The sequence below is a fragment of the Nostoc sp. FACHB-133 genome (assembly GCF_014698055.1).
Classification (GTDB): Bacteria; Cyanobacteriota; Cyanobacteriia; order Cyanobacteriales; family Nostocaceae; genus Nostoc.
Genome location: NZ_JACJSH010000009.1, coordinates 157,848 through 177,962, shown reverse-complemented (window position 1 = coordinate 177,962; position 20,115 = coordinate 157,848). Strand labels below are relative to the sequence as shown.

Sequence of the window (20,115 nt, the reverse complement as noted above, 5' to 3'; positions counted from 1 at the left end):
ATAAAGAAAAATTAAGTTTCAAAAGAAGGGTATTGGGCATGGGGCATTGGGCATTGGTTATTTCTCCCCTGCTCCCCTGCTCCCTGCCCCCTGCCCCCTGCCCCCCTGCCCTACTCCCTACGGCGCTTTCGGCTGTTGCTCAATCGGCTTACTTGGCGGAATCTCCTCAAGAGGAATTAGTGCTTCGATTACTGACTTAACAATTGGTGCGGCAACAGTAGAACCATAAGCACTTTCTCCTTTTGGCTCATCCACCAGTGCAAAGACTACATAGCGAGGAGATTCTACTGGTAAAATAGCCACGAAGCTCGTCATTCTAGCACCCTTGATGTAACCACCATTAGGACTAGCTTTTTGGGCTGTACCAGTTTTACCAGCAATGCGATATCCGGGAATTTGTGCCGCCTTACCACTGCCTTCATTAACAACAGTTTCCATCATTTCTACGACCTTTTGGGCTGTTGCGGCTGAGAAAATTTGGCGTGATATAGTCCGAGTGGGTGAATCATGCATCTGCCCTTTGGTATCAATCAACCCTCGTACTACATGGGGTGTGACCAATTTACCGCCATTGGCTAAAGCACCGTGCATTTGCACTAGCTGTATCGGTGTCATCGAAAAACCTTGCCCAAAGGAAGTAGTAGCTGGTTCAATTGGCGAAGCGATAAATTCTTCTTGACTTTTGAGCCGACCGCCAACTTCAAAAGGTAAATCTGTATCAACTTTTTGTCCTAGCCCCAAGCGTTCCAGCCAGTTGTAGTAGATTGAAGGCTTTAAGCGTTGGATAATTTGCACCATGCCAATGTTGCTGGAATATTGCAAAATCTGAGCGATACTGATTCGCCCATTACCATTATTCATGGCATTTTTGATGGTGTAATTAGCTACTCGAATAGAACCGGAGTCATTAAACATATCATCTGGTTTGATGACACTATTTTCCAGAGCGATCGCCACATTCAAAGGTTTAAAAGTCGAGCCTGGTTCATAAAGATCCGCCACCGTCCAGTTTTTAAACAGGGAGATATTAGCTTTAGCGTATTCATTAGGGTTATAGGTAGGCTGAGAAACGAGGGCGAGTAAGGAACCATCCAACGCATCCATTACAATTACTGCCCCACGTTTAGCATCAAACTTCTCCATTTGTTGTTTGAGTGCCAGGCTAGCAATCCGTTGCAGACGGCTATCGATTGTGAGTTGCAGCCGTAAATCATCAAAATGCAGAAAACCTTCCGGTGCATGATCTGGCATCACGGCTCCATTACCAGAGCGACTGAGCCGCACCGTTTGCACAGGACGTTCTAACAACTTCTCTTGAGAATATTCCACACCTGCTTGACCACGACGGTCAACATTCACATAACCCACCACATCAGAAACCAAATCGTCTGGCGGATAATATCGGGAGTATTTTTGAATTAACTCTAAGCCATTTAAACGCAAAGAAGTCACGCGATCGATAATTTCTTCCGGTAGGGCTGGGGCAAGTATAATTCCGCTTCTTTTACTTTGAAAAGTTTTCACCAATTCAGCAGGATCTTTGGCCAATATTGGGGCAAGTCGCTCTGCCATATCTTCATTAGACTTATCAAACAGCTTGGGATGAGCGTACAAAGTATACACAGGACGGTCAATCGCCAACAGTTCACTATTGCGATCTACCACCGGGCGACGGGGCATAAAAGGTCGCAAATCCACCATTTGCTGGTTCCGCGCCTGCTCTGTTAATTTTGCCCCCTTAACAATTTGCAAGTTATACAACTTGATACCTAACCCCAATCCTGCTGCCATTAATACGCCCCAGACGACGAACAGCCGGGACTTGGTATTGGATGTTTGATTTTGGATATTAGAGGCAAGTGTCCCCAACAACCCTCGTTTAGAACCCTTCTGCTGCTTTTTGAATGCTGGATTCCGAGACTTTCTTAATCTTGTTCTGCTTGGTAATTTTTGCATTGCCTACTCAGTACCAAATTACTTTTCGGAGTCAAAAGTCCAAACTTAAAGTTAGTTACTCCATAACTCCTGTATAGACGCAATTAATCGCGTCTCTCCTAACTCTTAATATCCAAGTGGTGATAGCGTTTGCCGTTGCGTTTCCGAACTTGGCGTTATGTTATTAGATGATGCTGACTTAGACGTATGAGGTGCTGGAGACAAGAAAATCATTCCTTGAGGGGTTGGTAATACTAGCCCTGCTGTTGATTGTTCTGCTTCTTTAGCCATTCTATTTGTCAGCGTGGCGTTGGTTGTCGTTAGTAGCCGCTCATGACGTTGGAGGTTTTGCAGTCTGCGATATGACTTACTCCAAAGCTCTTGGGAATATACTGTCCAGCCATAAACAGCAAGTGTCGATGCTACTACCAAAAACGCCAAAACTGTCGAATAACGATGAAATGTGTACAAGCGCAACAACCATAAAGGTACGGCTCCAGAATTAGGCATTGTGGGAAGTCCAAGAAAATCTACCCCTGAACTTTTCTGAGTTGCACTGGACTGCTCATTGAGATTTGGTAATTTTTGTCTACCCAACTCTTTCACCGATTTGGGCATAGCTGCCTTATTTGTGGCAGAAACCGCTAAATTTTTTGAGGAACGCTGTTGTCTTTGAGAGGATAAGGGTGTGGCTTTGGTCGCTGGTGTAGCAGCGCTCTGTGCTACCGAATCTATACGCGCACGTCGCCTTCCTAAAGAAAACATAGAATCTCGCCAGAACCAATTACCCTTTCCAGAAATAGCAGATTTACGAGCAACTACCATAAATTTTTTAGATTGCAAATACTGTACTTTAGATTGATTTTCTTGATTGTCTGTTTTTGATAGGGTTAAGACTTACTTCTGTGCAACAAGCACACATAACAGACTACACCCTTTTAACTGTTCTGATAGATAGCTGTACCAATGTTTGCATCGTCTAGATATTGCAATGTTTGCAATCAGCGATTAGCAACCAGACAGCTTACCCTTTAGAGATAGCACCTAAAGTATGGCAACGCCGGGCAGCAAGGTGCAATACTCTGTGAAAAAAATAAAATTTTTTGTTATGATAGCTCGGTTTGCTAGAAAATTTGGTAATTTCCTTTTTGCTTCTGAGTTAAGAGAAACTAATCAGATAGCTGTATGAGACATACTGCCAAAAAGAATATCCCAAAGGATTATTTTTTTTAAGTATGTAATCTCACAGCATTAAAAAAAAAGCAATAAATACGGTATCGTATTCAACAGGCGAAAAATTTTTCTAGCCACAATTGGTGAAAGAGGAGTTATGAAAACAAAAATCTTTGGTTTGGCTGTAATCTTAAGTCTAGCTACAATTCTGGGAGCCTGTGAAGGCGGTGGTGATGGTGGTGGTACTACTAATAGTACTCCTGCTGCTACAGGTGAACCAACTGATGCGCCTCCCGCTACTAAAATCACACCTGCGGCTACACCTGCTGCTACACCTGCGACTACACCTGCTGCTACTCCTAAATAAGGCATCTTAAGCTTTTAGCTTTAGTTGAAATCATGCCCAAAATAGCTTAGTAACAACGCTCGTCACCACATAGCTTGAATTAATGGGTTTATCTAGAAACCTTTATCTTTCTTTTGGTGTATCAGAGCCTAGAGTTTGCTCAAATATCAGCTAAGTAGGGCAGCAATAAAAGGACACTGGTGATGAGGATTACCTCGTCAACCAAGTGTCCGCCTGAAAATTCTCGCCTGACCGAACCTTATTCTAAGTAAAAGAGAGTTTAGTTCCGTAAATCTAAGCCATCTTGTGGGCAAAATACTTCCACAATTTAGTGTTTGGAATAGCTGAAACTCCTGAATTTTGAGAGGACAAAAGAATTCATTGCGATCGCTGGCAATTGCTCAAGAGCATTCCCTGTAGTCTATTCTGTATTAGGACAGACCTAGTGATGTTTCTTGATATTGCCAGATTTTTATTGGGAAAATTTATAACTTTGGGAATTTGGTACTGGGAAATAGATTTTCATGCTGCGTTGTGAATGCAGTTCAGGATATGGGGAAAGTTAAAGCGAGAAAGGCAGTAAAATTTCTGAGCTTGTTTGTGATTAGTGCAACTTTTTTTGTGGTAAGTGGCTATTGGACATCATCAGTAGTCATAGCATTACCGCCACCAGAAGATACACCAGAAGAAATATTACGGACAAAGATTATCATAGAAGCGCGATCGCCAATTGATGGAAGCTTCCTAACAGCTGCCGAATACATTCAATTACAAGCACAGCTTCAAGAAGCCCCACCACCAAAACTAGATCCCAAAATTCGGGAACAGATTTTCTTGCTTCGCCTACGTAAAACCTTACTTCAGTTTTTCCCATTTTTAAATTTTTGATAAATTCCCCATTCCCCATTCCCCATTCCCCATTCCCCATTCCCCATTCCCCATTCCCCATTCCCCATTCCCCATTCCCCATTCTGATGTACGATAACGGTGGCGACAAAATTGCAAATAAATGTAAAGAATATATATAGATATTAAAAAAGTAGATTTAGTCAATCACGTTATTTCACTTAGGTAGCTTCATGTCCATGACCACGATCGCCCCTGAGCAGGTTAACAGCATTGTTTGGAATCAGCATAACGATCCCTTTGAAATACTAGGTTCTCATCCCATAGAACAAGACGGCAAAACTGTCTGGGCTGTGCGGGCCTACTTACCAAATGCAAGTGCAGTATGGGTCGTTCTTCCTGAACAACGGAAAGAATACCCAATGCAAACAGTGCATCATCCTCACTTTTTTGAATGCACTATTGAAACCGCAGAACTGGCAAACTACCAGTTACGGATTAAAGAAGGAGAACATGAGCGTGTTACTTATGATCCTTACGCCTTCCGTTCTCCTAATTTGACAGATTTTGATTTGCATTTGTTTAGTGAAGGCAACCATCACCGGATATACGAAAAACTGGGAGCGCACACCACGGAAATAGGCGGCGTTAAGGGCGTTTATTTTGCAGTTTGGGCACCCAATGCTCGCAACGTTTCATTGTTGGGAGATTTCAACCTCTGGGATGGGCGCAAACACCAAATGCGTAAAGGGCCAACCGGGGTTTGGGAATTGTTTATTCCTGAAATCGGTGTGGGAGAGCATTACAAATATGAAATCAAAAATTTTGAAGGACACATTTACGAAAAATCCGATCCCTACGGTTTCCAGCAAGAACCCCGCCCGAAAACGGCATCTATTGTCACTGATTTAGATGCTTACAGTTGGGATGACGAAGGCTGGATGGAAAAGCGGCGACACACTGACCCCCTTACCCAGCCTGTCTCAGTTTATGAAGTGCATTTAGGGTCTTGGTTACACGCTTCGAGTGCCGAACCAGCTAAACTGCCAAATGGTGAAACTGAACCGGTAGTTATCGTTTCGGAACTTAAGCCGGGCGCACGTTTCCTTACATACCGGGAACTAGCTGACCGACTGATTCCTTATGTCAAAGAATTGGGATACACCCATATAGAAATGCTGCCCATTGCGGAGCATCCCTTTGATGGTTCTTGGGGTTATCAAGTAACTGGGTACTATGCTCCCACTTCCCGTTTTGGCACCCCCGAAGATTTCATGTATTTTGTTGACAAATGTCACCAAAATGATATAGGGGTAATTGTGGATTGGGTTCCGGGTCACTTCCCCAAAGATGGACATGGTTTAGCTTTCTTTGATGGTAGCCACCTCTACGAACACGCTGACCCCCGCAAAGGTGAACACAAAGAATGGGGTACTTTGGTGTTCAATTATGGTCGCCATGAAGTTAGTAATTTTCTAGCAGCCAATGCCCTCTTCTGGTTCGACAAGTATCACATTGACGGGATTCGTGTGGATGCTGTTGCCTCGATGCTCTATAACGACTATTGCCGCAAACCAGGAGAATGGTTGCCCAACCAGTATGGCGGCAGAGAAAACCTAGAAGCAGCAGATTTTCTGCGTCAGGTCAATCACATTATCTTCAGCTATTTCCCCGGTATTCTCTCGATTGCTGAAGAATCTACTTCCTGGCCAATGGTATCTTGGCCCACCTACACAGGTGGACTGGGTTTTAACTTGAAATGGAATATGGGCTGGATGCACGATATGCTGGATTACTTCAGCATGGACCCTTGGTTCCGCCAGTTCCACCAAAACAATATCACCTTTAGTATGTGGTACAACCACAGTGAGAACTTCATGCTGGCTCTATCCCACGATGAAGTGGTGCATGGCAAGAGCAATATCATCGGTAAAATGCCGGGGGATACATGGCAGAAGTTAGCTAATATCCGTTGTTTATTTAGCTATATGTTTGCTCACCCAGGTAAGAAAACCATGTTTATGAGCATGGAATTTGGGCAGTGGAGTGAGTGGAATGCTTGGGCAGATTTAGAGTGGCATTTATTGCAGCATGAAGCCCACCAACAGTTAAAAACGTTTTTCCGGGAATTGAACCATCTCTACCGTTCTGAGCCTGTTTTGTACACTCAGGATTTTGCTGAACCGGGGTTTGAGTGGATTGATTGTAGTGATAATCGCCATAGTGTAGTTTCCTTCATCCGTCGTGACAAAGATTCTGATGATTTTGCGATCGTGGTTTGCAATTTTACACCGCAACCCCATTCTCACTACCGCATCGGTGTACCGCAAAAGGGATTTTATACTGAGTTATTCAATAGTGATGCACGTCAATATGGTGGCAGTAACATGGGTAACTTAGGCGGGAAGTGGACGGATGATTGGTCTTTGCACAGTCGTCCCTATTCGCTAGATTTGTGTTTGCCACCTTTGGGTGTGTTGATTCTCAAGTTAGATAAGAAGAAGACTGCTGAGGTAATTGGATAACAATTTTGGGTGGGCATCGCCCACCCAATCTTGATGTTTTATCGAGTGGTTATAAAATTTTTGCCATTTTCTCATTCCCTGCCTGATAAGCAGAGAATGAGAGAAAACTAACTTGCGGCTATATTGCCCCAACCTATGTAGGGTAATTTTGCAGCTGTTGTCCGAACTTGGCTAGCATTCGCCACCAATTGACCGCAAGCATCCCAAGTCCCAGAAATAAATGTGCTTCTTGTACCTTCACCGATCGCAACTGGGGCAGTATAATCATCAATTTGTACTTGCAAAGTTTCCAGATTTACTGTCACGGCGGCTTGAGGATTGGCAGCTACTAACTCTTGCAGTTGTTTAACAGTAGCAGCGTCGGCTGTCAGACAAGGTATACCCATTGCGACACAGTTACCGAAAAAGATTTCTGCGAAGCTTTCACCTATTAAAGCTTGGATTCCCCATTTTGCGATCGCTTGGGGTGCGTGTTCCCGTGATGAACCACAGCCAAAGTTACGGTTGACTATTAAAATATTCGCGCCTTTGTATTGGGGTTGGTCAAAGGCATGTTCACCTTTAAGTGCTGTCCGGTCATCAATAAACGCACCTTCGCCTAAGCCATCAAAAGTAACGGCTTTTAAATATCGCGCGGGAATGATGCGATCGGTATCTATATCATTGCCCACTAAAGGTATACCGCGCCCTGAAACTCTTTTAACTTCACTCACCATAATTTTTATTTACCTATCATTTCAATGACAGCTTGTTAATTTCTACAAATGACCAATGACAAATGACAAATGACCAAAAAATTACAGTAACTCGCGCACATCAGAGACTTCGCCTTTAATCGCAGCTGTGGCAACCATCGCCGGACTCATTAACAATGTCCGACCGGAGGATGAACCTTGTCTGCCTTTAAAGTTGCGGTTAGATGAGGAGGCGCTAATTTGTCTTCCTTGCAGCTTATCAGGGTTCATGGCCAGACACATGGAACATCCCGGTTCACGCCATTCAAATCCAGCTTCCTGAAAGATTTTATCCAGTCCTTCAGTTTCCGCCTCTTGTTTTACCCTTTCAGAACCGGGGACAACAAAGGCTTTGATTCCCTCGGCAACATGGCGACCTTTGGCGATTTTCGCAGCTTCCCGCAAATCACTAATTCTGCCGTTGGTGCAACTACCAATAAAGCAGACATCTATTTTGGTACCCTTGATAGGTTGACCGGGATATAAATCCATGTAGCGGTAAGCTTCTTCGGCAATAAATCGGTCTTCTTCGAGCAGTTCTTCTGGTTGAGGCACTAACTGGTTGACACCGATACCTTGACCGGGAGTAATTCCCCAGGTGACAGTGGGAGAAATTTCCGCAGCTTCGAATACGACTACATCATCGTACTGGGCATCAGCATCGCTCTTGATAGAATTCCACCAAGCCACTGCTTTATCCCAATCTGCTCCTTTTGGTGCAAAATCTCTGCCTTTGAGGTAATCGTAGGTGACTTGATCTGGATTGACATAGCCGCATCTAGCACCGCCTTCGATCGCCATATTACAGACAGTCATCCTCTCTTCCATATTCATTTGTTCAAATGTCGTACCTGCAAATTCGTAGCCATAGCCCACACCGCCTTTAACGCCAAGGGTGCGGATGATATGCAGGATGACATCTTTGGCGTAAACTCCTGGGTTCAGGTTGCCGTTAACTTCAATTTTGCGGACTTTTAGTTTTGAGAGGGCGAGGGTTTGGGAAGCGAGAACATCCCGGACTTGGCTAGTACCGATACCAAATGCGATCGCACCAAATGCCCCATGACTCGAAGTGTGGCTATCTCCACAAGCGATCGTCATTCCTGGTTGAGTCAGTCCCAGTTCTGGAGCGATGACATGAACTATACCCTGACTACCAGAACCGATATTGTAAAAAGTTATGTTATTTTCTTGGCAGTTATTTTCGAGCGCCTGAATCATCTCTTCTGCCAAACTATCAACAAAAGGACGTGCCTGGTTTTCTGTCGGCACAATATGATCGACTGTGGCGACAGTCCGCTCTGGAAACAGTACTTTTAGACCCCTCTCGCGTAACATAGCAAAGGCCTGGGGACTGGTGACTTCATGAATTAGGTGAAGCCCGATAAATAGTTGCGTCAGCCCAGAGGGAAGTGTACCAACGGTGTGTAAGTCCCAAACTTTATCAAACAGGGTACCTTTGCTCATACGTAAATTAATATTTCAAGAGTCCGGTCTTAAATAGTATCAAAAAATAGTCTAAGTTTTTCTAGATTGCTTCATAATATTAGTTACATTTTTGTACTCTTATTCCTCTGTGTCGCGCCAGATGCGACAACGGGAAGGCAGTCCCTTTCCTTTGGGTAGGCAATGTCCAACTTGTTCGACGCTATGCTTTTGGTCTTCCGTAACTCATCCATAAGTCCTAACTATTAAAGCCTCCATCCCGAAGAGATGCGATGTTACGGGTATCCTGGTGATGCCCAGTGTGGAATGCTGGTAATAAAGTTGCTAAAACTACGCTTGTAGTAGAAATTGCCTGATTTTGCTCCTTTACATTACTTTAGAGACAGTCTTTGAAAACTCAGCTTAATTCTTCTAGTAGAGGAGAGAGCTAATTAAAAAGCCATATACTGCAATTACCAAGCAATAGTTTGATTGGCTCCTAATTAAAGACCTATTAGGAGCTTTTTTTAATTGATATTTTTTAAGTGATTATCTACCTGTAGGGGCGGTATATATAGAAAAGCGCAGTTGCGATTAAACTATTCCTTATGGATATTAATGATTGATTCTGATGGTAGATGGATTCAAAAGATCAAGATTGATAATATGTATTCGTTGAGTAAAAAAACCTTTACCGAATTAATAACAATGAATATTCTTGCTTGGATTGTTTTAGGTCTAATTGCTGGTGCGATCGCTAAAGCTATCTACCCCGGTCATCAAGGTGGCGGTATTCTAGGAACAATTTTATTAGGAATTATCGGCGCTTTTGTTGGTGGTAGTCTAGGAGTGTTTTTCAGTACAGGAACGTTAAGTTTAGCAGCACCGACTCTCAGCATTCCGGGTATTGCAGTAGCAGTTCTTGGTGCAATAGTTGCGGTTTTCCTGTGGAATTTATTAACAAATCGCAGTGCGGTATAAAAGCATAATTGCTGACAATAACTGAAGGTAATTTAGCAAATTTATTTAACTATCGTGAATTAAATCAAAAAAATAGCACTAGCCTAATCACAGGTTGGTGCTATTTTTTATTTTTTGAGCAATCAAAATTTGTAGGATTTTAATGGTGTGCGATCGCTGTTAGCATCGCATATTAGAGACTTGCCATTCAAAAAAATATGCTGTTTTGCAGGTGAACCAGTGCATTACGGTGAAGCAATCCGCAGAAGAGGCAGTTTTCGCCCATGAGAAACTGCTGTAACTGAACCGTATTGAGTTATAGATATCTTCTCTGAGACGTTACGCAAACACTGGCCTATGCCTAATCTAGGATAAGTAGTATTTTTGACAAAAATTGGTTAGTAAATTGATTTTTGATTTAAATAAGTATAAATACGTTCAAATCTACAGATTTCATGAAATTTTCAATAAGTTGCACTGGTCACTACACACAAAACGATGATGTTTCGTTAAGCTGTAAGCGCTATGATTAGAGTTTATTGAACGTCTTATGCACTGGTTATTATCTGGGCCGTTGAGTAGAGAAGAATTGACGGTTAAGATTGTAGGGTTGCCTGCATCATTACAAGGTAAGAAGCTGGTGCAGTTGTCAGATTTTCATTACGATGGTTTGCGGCTGTCGGAAGAGATGCTAGAAAAAGCGATCGCAGTTACTAATGAAGCTAAACCAGATTTAATTTTATTAACTGGTGACTACATAACTGACGATCCGACACCGATTCACCAACTGATACTTAGACTCAAACATCTGCAAAGTCACAGTGGTATCTATGCTATTCTTGGCAATCACGATATACATTACAAAAACGCAAAAACAGAAGTTACCGATGCCTTTACTAGCATTGGAATCCACGCCCTTTGGAACGAAATAGCCTATCCACTAGGAAAAGAATTACCATTGGTAGGACTAGCTGATTATTGGTCACGGGAATTCTACCCTGCACCTGTGATGAATCAACTAAATCCCGACACACCCCGCATCGTTTTATCCCACAACCCAGATACTGCGGAAATGCTGCAAGCATGGCGAGTTGACTTACAATTATCTGGTCATACTCACGGTGGTCAAATCGTGATTCCCGGAATTGGCCCTGCAATGTTTTTTTACGAAAAGCTTGCAAAAAAAATACCTAAAAAAGTGCAGCGTCGATTTCCATTGTTGCAAGAAAATGTTTCTGTAGTCAAACATTGGGAATGGGCACAGGGTTTCCATCAGCTGGGAAAAAATCAGCTATATGTCAATCGTGGTTTGGGAACTTACCTCCCAGGACGCTTATTTTGCCGCCCAGAAGTTACTATAATCACGCTACAGGGTGAGTAAGTAATCCAAATTTCTAAATTCCACAACGGAATCACAGCAGGTATTCTGGCTAATCAGTACCTGTAAATTCGAGTGAGTCCTGCTTAGTTTAGTCTCAGGATTTAAATCAATTCGTTAATTTTATCTTGAGTATGTGACATAAATTATTGCAGTTTCTCAAGTTACATTTTGATATTTGGTAAGCTGTAAGCGCTGGTATGAGGAGTATCGGTTGCCTTATGCATTGGTTGTTTACGGGACATTTAAGAGTAGATAAAATCACGGTTAAGATTGCGGAACTTCCAGCATCTTTACAAGGTACAACGCTAGTGCAGTTGTCAGATTTTCACTACGATGGTTTGCGCTTGTCGGAAGATATGTTAGAAAAAGCGATCGCACTTACTAACGAAGCCGAACCGGATTTGATTCTATTAACTGGTGACTATGTAACGGATGATCCGACACCAATTCACCAATTGGTACATCGACTCAAACATTTGCAAAGTCGCTGTGGTATCTACGCTGTACTGGGTAATCATGATATCTACTACAGTCATTCAAAAGCAGAAGTTACACAGGCGTTAACTAGCATTGGGGTGCATGTGCTTTGGAATGAAATCGCCTATCCACTAGGAAAAGAATTACCATTTGTAGGACTAGCTGATTATTGGTCGCGGGAATTCTATCCTGCACCTGTGATGAATCAACTAGACTCTGTTACACCCCGCATCGTTTTATCCCATAATCCAGATACAGCCAAGATACTGCAACAATGGCGTGTAGATTTGCAACTATCGGGTCATACCCACGGCGGTCACATCGTAATCCCTGGCATTGGGCCTTTAGTATTCCATTATAAAAAGCTACTCAAAAAAATTCCCAAAAAATTAAGGTGTTGGGTAACGTTTTTACTAGGAGACTGTTCTAAAGTCGTCCGGTATTGGGAGTGGGCGCAAGGGTTTCACAAGGTGCAAGAAAATCAACTATATGTCAACCGGGGTTTAGGAACTTATAAACCAGGACGTTTATTTTGTCCGCCAGAAGTGACTGTAATTACGTTAGTTAGTTATTAGTCATTAGTCATTGGTCATTGGTCATTGGTCATTGGTCTAAATAACCCTCTCCTAAAAAAAGAGATAAATAACAAAGGACAAATGACAAAGGACAAAAATGCATAACACTCAAAGCAGAAACCGCCGGAAGCTACGATGGATAAATATCAGCAGCTTGGGGCGGTTTCTTGAAGATTAGAGAATTCAGAAGTAAGTAACTCAACTAAGGTGGACAGTATTTGCGATCGCTATACTCAGAATTGCACATCCTAAAATTTCAACTAGGCAGGCATTTTCTGGCAGTGCGTTTTCAAACCTCCAAAAGAACTCATTGAACTTAAAGCAAAATACATTCAATGGATGTCACAACTTCAGAGCGATCGCAAGAACATTAGAGCAGGAGGTACAGGCTCTAACTTGAAAGTTTTTATTAACTTTTAACCTGTTTGTACCTTGCTCTTAATCTAGCATCGTGTTTGTTTAGCTACAAGACACGTTTACCAAACTTGAACACCATTAATTTATCGCAACAATTCCGAAATCTTTCTTAAGAATATTCCCACTTGTTAGATGTTGGTGTTAGTGCCAGCATTATCAAGTGGGCTAGAAGTTTAGAAGCCGTTATTGAGCAGAACCGCCTGTTGTAGAATCATTTGCGGTAGAAGAACCATTATTAGATGTACTGTTTGACTGGTCTACTCCTTGAGGTGAAGTGGTTTTAGTGGTATCACCTTTCGTACCTGGAGTGGCGGTATTAGTAGAAGTACCACCCTCGTTCTGCGAAGTAGGAGTATTAGTAGTTGGACTCGTCGCCGGACTTTGTGTTGCTTTCGGGGCTGGCTGAGTTATAGAAGGTGCTTTTTCTGCCGCAGACTGTTGGGGTGGAATAGTAATATTAATATCCGGTTGGCGAGGTGCAGATTGAGGTGTAACCTGCTGTTGTGGAACAGGGACAGGAACAGGTACTTCTCTAATTCTTTCGATTATCTTCGTTTGTGGTTGAGGAGAAGCACTAGGAGTTGGACTACTATTACTCGGTACAGGAACCAAGACCGGCACAGTAGTGTCAACCGCAGCGTTATTGCGTTGGTTGAAGTACCAGACCCCGCCTACAATCAAACCAACTAGAGAAGTAACAATAATACCCAACAGCAAACCACGGCTAGCATTTTCATTGTCACGCTCGGCTAAATCAGCTTGCTGGTAACTACGCTGGGTATTTCGACCTTGTACATAACCGTTAGTGTAAGAGTTGGGATTAGCTGTGCTGTTCTTGACTGTTTCTGTAGTTCGCGTCAAGTCAGTGTGAATATTACCATTAGTATCAGTGTAAGATTCTTGCTTAATTTCACTGTTTTTGCTTTCGCGTTCATTGGGAATAGACATAACTATTGATTTCACTCCTTGATATGATGTTGACAAACTAAAGCTTTGTAAGAGAAAGAGGTTTTAATGAGTTTAAAAATCTATGTTGCTGATAAATATTGAGTTTTATTTATTACCCAACTGTTGGTTAATGCCAGAATAACCTCTGAGATCGGACAAGTGGCTCTATCTATAGGAAGTGAATACTTAATCTAGAGAAAGAGTATCCCAAAGATGGATGTTATTAAACTGTCAGGTGATGGATTGATACCAGGAGTTAGAATTGAGAATTTAGAATACTCCGCCCATAAAGGGATGAAGTATTAACTTTTTGATTAATATTTTAATTTTGTTTCACCCACATTTCAGCAAAGCTCAGTGACCACCAAAAGAAGGTTTTAAACCAATTCCATTACCCAATACTTAGAAAAGCTCCGTAACCATCTTACAGAATTCAATTCTGTTAGCCGTGGTAGGGCGTTTAGCCCATTCTGACTCCTAAATTTTATGATCAGAAATATAGTAATTCACTGAAATCATCTATCATTTCCAACGCCGATTTAGCCGCAAAATCTTTTTAATCCCCTGACAAAATCTTTCTACCAGAGGTCTGGGCTTTGATACATATCTAGGCGATCGCACTCTCCTTGTAGCACCAGGATTTTTTAACCCTTGTTCTATTTGTGCAGCTTTATTTAAATCTGAAGCGGCTCTATATTCATATCCTAGTTGGGAGCAAACTAGCCCACGATATTTATATGCGTCAACATAGTGAGGATTGAGACGAATTGCATGAGTAAAATCTGCGATCGCATCCTCATATCTCCCTTCAGTGGCATTCTCTACGCCTAAAGTATAGAAAGCTTCTGCATCCCAACGATTGACAGATATTTTTGTGGGATTTTTAGGCGAAGATGAAGAGGGATTTTCTGAAATGGGAGGCTCGGATGGACTTTCTGATTTGAGCTTGTTGTAAGCTACGTTAATTAATTTGATTTTTTCCTCAGCTTCCTGTTTTTGCTTGGGATCAAAAAAGCGATCGGGATGCCAAATTTTTACCAGTTTACGGTAAGTTCGCTTCACCTGTGCTTGAGACGCACCGGGTTCTAGCCCAAGAATTTCATAAGCATCATTGATATCGAAGCGTAGACGTTTCGGCTTGTCGTTAGACATCGCGCATACTGAAAAAATCGGCAACTATATACTATGTTAACTATTCCCCTCAATTTCCTCCAATCAACCCAAACGCCCCATTCTGGTTATCACTGGGATGGCGGTAGTCGCCGCTTCTTTGAAGGCTGGTATTACCGCATCACTTTACCGGAAATTGGGCAAACATTCGCCTTTATGTACTCCATCGAAGACCCCATCGGCGGTAAACCCCACAGTGGCGGTGCAGCCCAAGTTCTCGGCCCGGATGATGAGTATTTATGCCGTACTTTTCCTGATGTGAATAAATTTTGGGGTAGTCGGGATGTTTTGGGTTTAGGTCATTGGGGTAAAACAGATTTGCAAATTGCTCCTCTGTACCTTCTCCCAGAAGAGTTTGAGCATCATGTTCAAGAGGGGTATCAAGCTACAGCCACCTTGAATCAGGGAATAATTAGCGATGGCAAAGCCAACGCCAAGGGCGAACGCGCCACTAATAATTATTGCCGTTGGGAGTATGAAATTCAACCAGTATACGGTTGGGGTAATAAAAATAGCATTCAGCAATCAACCGCAGGCTGGCTCTCATTCTCGCAGATTTTTGAACCAGGATGGCAAATTTTGATGGCTCACGGTTTAGCCAGTGGGAAGATTGACTGGAATGGCAAAATCTACGAATTCACCAACGCCCCAGCTTATGGAGAGAAGAATTGGGGTGGTGCTTTTCCTCAAAAATGGTTTTGGATAAATTGTAATTGCTTCGAGGGCGAACCCGATTTAGCATTAACTGCTGGCGGTGGACGGCGGGGTGTGCTGTGGTGGATGGAATCTGTAGCGATGATTGGGTTGCACTATCAAGGCAAGTTTTATGAATTTGTTCCCTGGAATTCCCAAGTAGACTGGGAAATTCAGCCTTGGGGTAGATGGCAAATGAAAGCGACAAATTCTAATTATGAAATTGAATTGACTGGAACCACAGATTTAGCTGGTACACCTCTGCGTGCGCCCACAGAGGATGGTTTAAGATACTGTTGCCGAGACACTATGCAAGGAAAGTTAACTTTAGAGTTACGAGAAATAAATGGCAGAAAATCTAAAATAATCCTAAAAGCAGAAAGTTTTCTTTGTGGTTTAGAAGTAGGCGGCGGCTCTTGGGATAATGTTTGGCAGTCTCGGTAAAACTACTGCTATAATTATATGTGCTTCATAGTTGGGGTTGTAGCTCAGTTGGATAGAGCGGACGCCTCCTAAGCGTCAGGTCGTGCGTTCGAGCCGCACCAGTCCCGTAAGCAAAAAAATCCCTAAGACCTTGACGAATAGCAGGTAATAGGGATTTTATTTTTACCGTAGTAGCTGGAAAAGAGTACTGCATAACAATTTTGCTCAGTCATGTCTCCAAAAAATCCCTATTGACACCATATTAATAGTACGTAAAATTATACGTATACACATAATTCATCTAATTGAATTTTATTGAATCGGCGTTTCTTGAAAACGCATATTTTATGTCTATTGGTAATTTTGGTAATATCTACTCAGATGAGCTGATTACAGCCACTGAGTTGAATCGTCAACCTGGGCGAGTTCTAGATAAAGCTTTAGAACATCCAATCACAATTACTCGCAATGATCAGTCTTTTGCTTTGTTGCGCCGTGAGGAAGTAACTTTTCTTGTTCAAGCAGCAACACACAGTAAAGCTGTTTTTGAAGTATTAACCGTTGCTTATTCTTTATTACTTGGCAAAGAAATCGGCTTTGAACATCCTTATGGATGGCTAAGTGTGTTTGATTCCGATGATTTACAAGACTTTATCAAGGATCTGAGTGAAGCTTTTCGGTTGATTGATCTCTCTAGTCAGGCATGGGATATGATTGATGCGATTATCCATGAATGGCATGAGAGTGCTATTGCGATCACTAGTCCTGAATTGGCAGCAGCTTTTAGTACCGAGATTGACGAAGTACCATTAACTAAGCCATCTGCTCAAAGTATTGTATGAATTTGAGTGATGTCAGAAAATTCTCCAGAAGTTCCAATAATAGAAAATGTGGAGCCGCCAGAAGTTAAACTGACGGCTCCAACATTATCTGAGACAGAAAGCACTTGGTTAGTAGTAGCTAAAAATCGTCGGGTTAATCGGGACTGGAAAGCCTTAATAGAACGTGAAGGGCAAACTCTACAAAGGCGCATGGGAATACGAGGTGACAAAAGGGGACAGAGTATTTTATGTTCCTGATGAAGAACTTTTGAAAGTCGTTGTCTACTACGCAGGTAAACATCCAAATGTTGCACCCAGACCTTAATTTGTCCCAAACGGAATGAGTCTGCGAAACATTGGCTACTCTACTTATGCATAACAAGTAAAAATTAAAAAATTCGTAGATACTGATTATCCATTCGTAAGGAGAAAAGTCTCTTGAGTTAAGCCAGCGATCGCTCCACCAATGCTAAGAGCGATCGCGCATCAAACTAGTGGCAAGAAGACGACTAGAAGAAATTTCTTCATTGCTAATCAGCGACTCATTTCAAAAATCTGTTCAGCCGTTAAGGGAATGTTGGGAAACAATCTAGAATCAATTCGATCCTCTCCTCGAAACACCTTTGGGGGTAAATACTCTGCATCTTCAAGTTGGTAGATTGTAATAGTTGGCTGCTTGGGAGAGCCAATGAACCGAATACCACCAAAAGCAGCATAGTCTACAATGATGTACTAGAAAACGCCCAAGTCCTCATATTCAGCAAGTTTTGTCAGATAGTCGTCCTTCCAGTTGTTGCTAACGACCTCAATGATTCCAGGTGGTGGAATATATGCAGCAGCAGAACTAGAGATCGTTTTCATCCTCTGCCATTCAACTCTTGCAAATATGACAATATCTGCTTTCCGGCTTTTTTCCTTTTCTCCTGGTGCTGTTTTGAGCCGAACCTGCTTGGACTGTCGCGACACATAAGGCAGGTCATTTTCTTGGCAGTGATTTTCTAAATAGGCACACAGTCGCTGGATCAAATCCTCATGATTTGCATTTGGTTCTGATAATGGCACGGGAATCCCATCCAATAGCTCAAACTGTCTGCCTGAACCATCGTCCCAGGCAAGAAACTCTTCAAAAGTCAGTGGTTGTGTGACGGTTGCATACATCGCCCTCGCTCCCTTGCTGACGGGTACTTCACTCAATGCTACCAAGATGTACAGCTTTGTCTATAAGTCCTGGCTGATTTTCCTGCCGTAGTTCTGAAACAACAGCTTGAGGTTGTTTAATGGAAGGCGATCTGATCGCAATTGGTAATGTAGTGCGATCGCCTTTTTGTGAAAATACCTATTTTAATTATCCGATTGTATTCTGTGACTATTAACAGTTTGTAACTTCTGTTGTCTTTTGTTCGGATTAACAAAGCTAAAAAATCAAATCACCATTTATTGAAGTATATACACTTATTGACTTAGTAATTTTTAGCATTTAGTATATGTATTTTTAGCTATAAAAACTTGGTTCAAGTTATGTTGATTAAATAAAATACTCTATGTGGCAGACTTTAATAATTGACCAAAGCCATATTAATCAAAAGATTGATATGTTCAAAGCAGCATTACGTGATTACTCTCTAACAGAGAAATTAATTGTTCAAAAATATAATACATGGTACACCTTATGTTTTTAAAGATGATGAAGGTAAATATTTTGACCTCAAACATGAAATTGCTACTTATTTTGAAGAAAGACCAGAATGTGTATTGATGGTTGGTTCAGCTAAATTAGGATTTAGTATAGCTCCAAGTCAATTATGGAATTTGTTCTCTGAAGAATCAGATATAGATATAGCTATTATATCTAGAGAAATTTTTGAAAAATTTTGGTCAGAATTATATGATTTCGACATAAGTTTAGTATCTAGAACTGATAAAGAAGAACAAAGGTATAAAAAATTTTTAAAATATTTTTTTAAAGGATGGCTAAGACCAGATTTATTTCCATTTAAATATTCTCGTACAAATGAGTGGTTTGAGTATTTTAAATCAATCTCTTATAAATATACACCCCAAAAAATAGCAGGGGGTATTTATTATAATTCCGCTCTCTTTGAAAAATATCACATGCAGAATATCAAAAAACTGAGACAGGAGGATGTTTAAAATGAGCAAAAATGGTATTGCAACTAATAAAAAAGTTTTAGATTTATTCAACATGATGAAAACTGGTACTTTAATACTTGCTCCATCTTTTCAAAGAAAGCTCGTATGGAATAATGCACATAAAGAAAAATTTATAGAAACAATTTTATTAAAACTTCCTTTCCCTGAAATATATCTAGCTGATGGTGAAATCGATCTTGATATTCAAACATCAAAAACACTTGTCGTAGATGGTCAACAAAGATTAAGCACAATCTACCAATATGTCACAGCATCACCAGAATTCACTATCAAAAATATCAGTAAGTTTGAAAAATTGTCTAAACAAGAAAAAACAGATTTTTTTGATTATACAGTTGTCGTTAGAGATTTAGGAAGAATTCCTGAAAGTGAAATTAGAGAAGTTTTTAAGAGAATCAACTCTGTACAATACGCACTAAATGCAATAGAAATTAGCAACTCATTATATGAAGGGGAGTTCATCACAACTGCTAAAAATATTCTAGAAAATAATGCTCTTTTTACTAGTTTAGAGGTCTTTAGTGAAGGTGAATCTTCTCGTATGAAAGACCTGGAATATGTATTGCTAATTATGTCAACAATAGAAGAAGGTGGTTATTTTACTAGTGATAAAGAGGTAAAGACCTATGTAGAAAAATATAATAATGAATATCCAAATAAAGAGTTAATGTCTAATAATTTTAACAAAGCATCTAAATTAATTATTGAGTCTAATCTCCCTCCAGATAGTTTGTGGATAAAGAAGTCTAGTTTGTTTACTTTAATGGTTGAATTAATCAAAATTAAAAACAAGTATGGTTATTTACCTCAAGAGCAAACTTTAGCTCATGCTTTAAAATTTTTAGAAGAAGAACTACATATAAATAAAAAAGAAGATGTATCTAAAAATATGTTTGCTCAATATTATTATTATACACATCAAGGTACTGCTAGTAGAAAAGGACGTAATGTTCGCGGTCAACTTATAAGTAAAATTTTAGAAGAAAGTATGAATGTAAATTAGCGAATGTTGTAAAGTTAGTTTTTAAATAGTAGACATTAAATTGAACTAGTAAACATATTAGTAGAACAAGGCAAAAGTAAAACTAAAAAGT

At 41.0% G+C, this 20,115-nt stretch carries 18 protein-coding genes and 1 tRNA gene; 12 read left to right on the top strand and 7 right to left on the bottom strand.

Annotated features, from left to right (window positions below; genetic code table 11):
* Positions 1-117: 117 nt before the first annotated feature.
* Both H6G86_RS10395 and H6G86_RS10390 read right to left on the bottom strand, forming a co-directional pair.
* Positions 118-1,956 carry a peptidoglycan D,D-transpeptidase FtsI family protein gene (locus H6G86_RS10395; RefSeq protein WP_190934248.1) on the bottom strand — a complete coding sequence of 613 codons (1,839 nt, stop codon included), beginning with the start codon at positions 1,954-1,956 and terminating at the stop codon, positions 118-120.
* A gap of 105 nt (positions 1,957-2,061) precedes the next feature.
* Complete coding sequence (locus H6G86_RS10390) at positions 2,062-2,760, bottom strand: hypothetical protein (RefSeq protein ID WP_190934247.1); 699 nt, start codon at positions 2,758-2,760, stop codon at positions 2,062-2,064.
* A 505-nt stretch (positions 2,761-3,265) separates the two neighbouring features.
* On the opposite strand from H6G86_RS10390, the gene H6G86_RS10385 reads away from it, so the two are divergent.
* The 3 genes from H6G86_RS10385 to glgB all read left to right on the top strand — a co-directional run bounded on the left by H6G86_RS10385 (position 3,266) and on the right by glgB (position 6,825).
* Positions 3,266-3,475 (top strand): hypothetical protein, encoded by a 210-nt coding sequence (locus H6G86_RS10385; protein WP_190934246.1) that lies wholly within the window; start codon positions 3,266-3,268, stop codon positions 3,473-3,475.
* A 531-nt stretch (positions 3,476-4,006) separates the two neighbouring features.
* Entirely contained in the window at positions 4,007-4,342 is a 336-nt protein-coding gene (locus tag H6G86_RS10380) for a hypothetical protein (protein ID WP_190934245.1), read from the top strand.
* A 191-nt stretch (positions 4,343-4,533) separates the two neighbouring features.
* Positions 4,534-6,825 carry a 1,4-alpha-glucan branching enzyme gene (gene glgB, locus H6G86_RS10375; RefSeq protein WP_190934244.1) on the top strand — a complete coding sequence of 764 codons (2,292 nt, stop codon included), beginning with the start codon at positions 4,534-4,536 and terminating at the stop codon, positions 6,823-6,825.
* A gap of 107 nt (positions 6,826-6,932) precedes the next feature.
* Here glgB and leuD read toward each other — a convergent pair whose 3' ends face one another.
* Complete coding sequence (leuD, locus tag H6G86_RS10370; RefSeq protein ID WP_190934243.1) at positions 6,933-7,541, bottom strand: 3-isopropylmalate dehydratase small subunit; 609 nt, start codon at positions 7,539-7,541, stop codon at positions 6,933-6,935.
* A gap of 81 nt (positions 7,542-7,622) precedes the next feature.
* The gene (gene leuC / locus H6G86_RS10365) at positions 7,623-9,026 is read right to left on the bottom strand and encodes a 3-isopropylmalate dehydratase large subunit (RefSeq protein ID WP_190934242.1); all 1,404 of its coding nucleotides are present in this window, start codon (positions 9,024-9,026) and stop codon (positions 7,623-7,625) included.
* Positions 9,027-9,692: 666 nt separating this feature from the next.
* On the opposite strand from leuC, the gene H6G86_RS10360 reads away from it, so the two are divergent.
* From H6G86_RS10360 to H6G86_RS10350, 3 genes are all read left to right on the top strand, one after another.
* Positions 9,693-9,965, top strand: a complete 273-nt coding sequence (locus tag H6G86_RS10360; RefSeq protein WP_012406985.1) for a GlsB/YeaQ/YmgE family stress response membrane protein — start codon at positions 9,693-9,695, stop codon at positions 9,963-9,965.
* A 529-nt stretch (positions 9,966-10,494) separates the two neighbouring features.
* Positions 10,495-11,325: a metallophosphoesterase gene (locus H6G86_RS10355; protein WP_190934241.1), complete on the top strand. Its 831-nt coding sequence runs from the start codon at positions 10,495-10,497 to the stop codon at positions 11,323-11,325.
* A 218-nt stretch (positions 11,326-11,543) separates the two neighbouring features.
* Entirely contained in the window at positions 11,544-12,377 is an 834-nt protein-coding gene (locus H6G86_RS10350) for a metallophosphoesterase (RefSeq protein ID WP_190934240.1), read from the top strand.
* 600 nt (positions 12,378-12,977) lie between these two features.
* Here the strand turns inward: H6G86_RS10350 and H6G86_RS10345 are convergent.
* Together H6G86_RS10345 and H6G86_RS10340 are read right to left on the bottom strand one after the other, a co-directional pair.
* Positions 12,978-13,742: a hypothetical protein gene (locus H6G86_RS10345; RefSeq protein WP_190934239.1), complete on the bottom strand. Its 765-nt coding sequence runs from the start codon at positions 13,740-13,742 to the stop codon at positions 12,978-12,980.
* Between the two features lie 522 nt (positions 13,743-14,264).
* The gene (locus H6G86_RS10340) at positions 14,265-14,894 is read right to left on the bottom strand and encodes a J domain-containing protein (protein ID WP_190934238.1); all 630 of its coding nucleotides are present in this window, start codon (positions 14,892-14,894) and stop codon (positions 14,265-14,267) included.
* A 33-nt stretch (positions 14,895-14,927) separates the two neighbouring features.
* Between H6G86_RS10340 and H6G86_RS10335 the strand changes: the two genes are divergently transcribed.
* From H6G86_RS10335 to H6G86_RS10320, 4 genes are all read left to right on the top strand, one after another.
* Positions 14,928-16,049 carry a tocopherol cyclase family protein gene (locus tag H6G86_RS10335; RefSeq protein WP_190934237.1) on the top strand — a complete coding sequence of 374 codons (1,122 nt, stop codon included), beginning with the start codon at positions 14,928-14,930 and terminating at the stop codon, positions 16,047-16,049.
* Positions 16,050-16,082: 33 nt separating this feature from the next.
* Positions 16,083-16,156, top strand: a tRNA-Arg gene (locus tag H6G86_RS10330).
* A 219-nt stretch (positions 16,157-16,375) separates the two neighbouring features.
* The gene (locus H6G86_RS10325; RefSeq protein ID WP_190934236.1) at positions 16,376-16,870 is read left to right on the top strand and encodes a hypothetical protein; all 495 of its coding nucleotides are present in this window, start codon (positions 16,376-16,378) and stop codon (positions 16,868-16,870) included.
* Between the two features lie 9 nt (positions 16,871-16,879).
* A complete protein-coding gene (locus tag H6G86_RS10320; protein WP_242064764.1) occupies positions 16,880-17,107 on the top strand; it encodes a hypothetical protein in 228 nt (75 codons plus the stop codon).
* Positions 17,108-17,581: 474 nt separating this feature from the next.
* Here the strand turns inward: H6G86_RS10320 and H6G86_RS10315 are convergent, their stop codons facing one another.
* A complete protein-coding gene (locus H6G86_RS10315) occupies positions 17,582-18,007 on the bottom strand; it encodes a Uma2 family endonuclease (RefSeq protein ID WP_313930814.1) in 426 nt (141 codons plus the stop codon).
* A 480-nt stretch (positions 18,008-18,487) separates the two neighbouring features.
* On the opposite strand from H6G86_RS10315, the gene H6G86_RS10310 reads away from it, so the two are divergent.
* Positions 18,488-19,000, top strand: a complete 513-nt coding sequence (locus H6G86_RS10310) for a hypothetical protein (protein WP_190934235.1) — start codon at positions 18,488-18,490, stop codon at positions 18,998-19,000.
* A 1-nt stretch (position 19,001) separates the two neighbouring features.
* Entirely contained in the window at positions 19,002-20,024 is a 1,023-nt protein-coding gene (locus H6G86_RS10305) for a DUF262 domain-containing protein (protein WP_190934234.1), read from the top strand.
* The last annotated feature ends 91 nt before the right edge of the window (positions 20,025-20,115 follow it).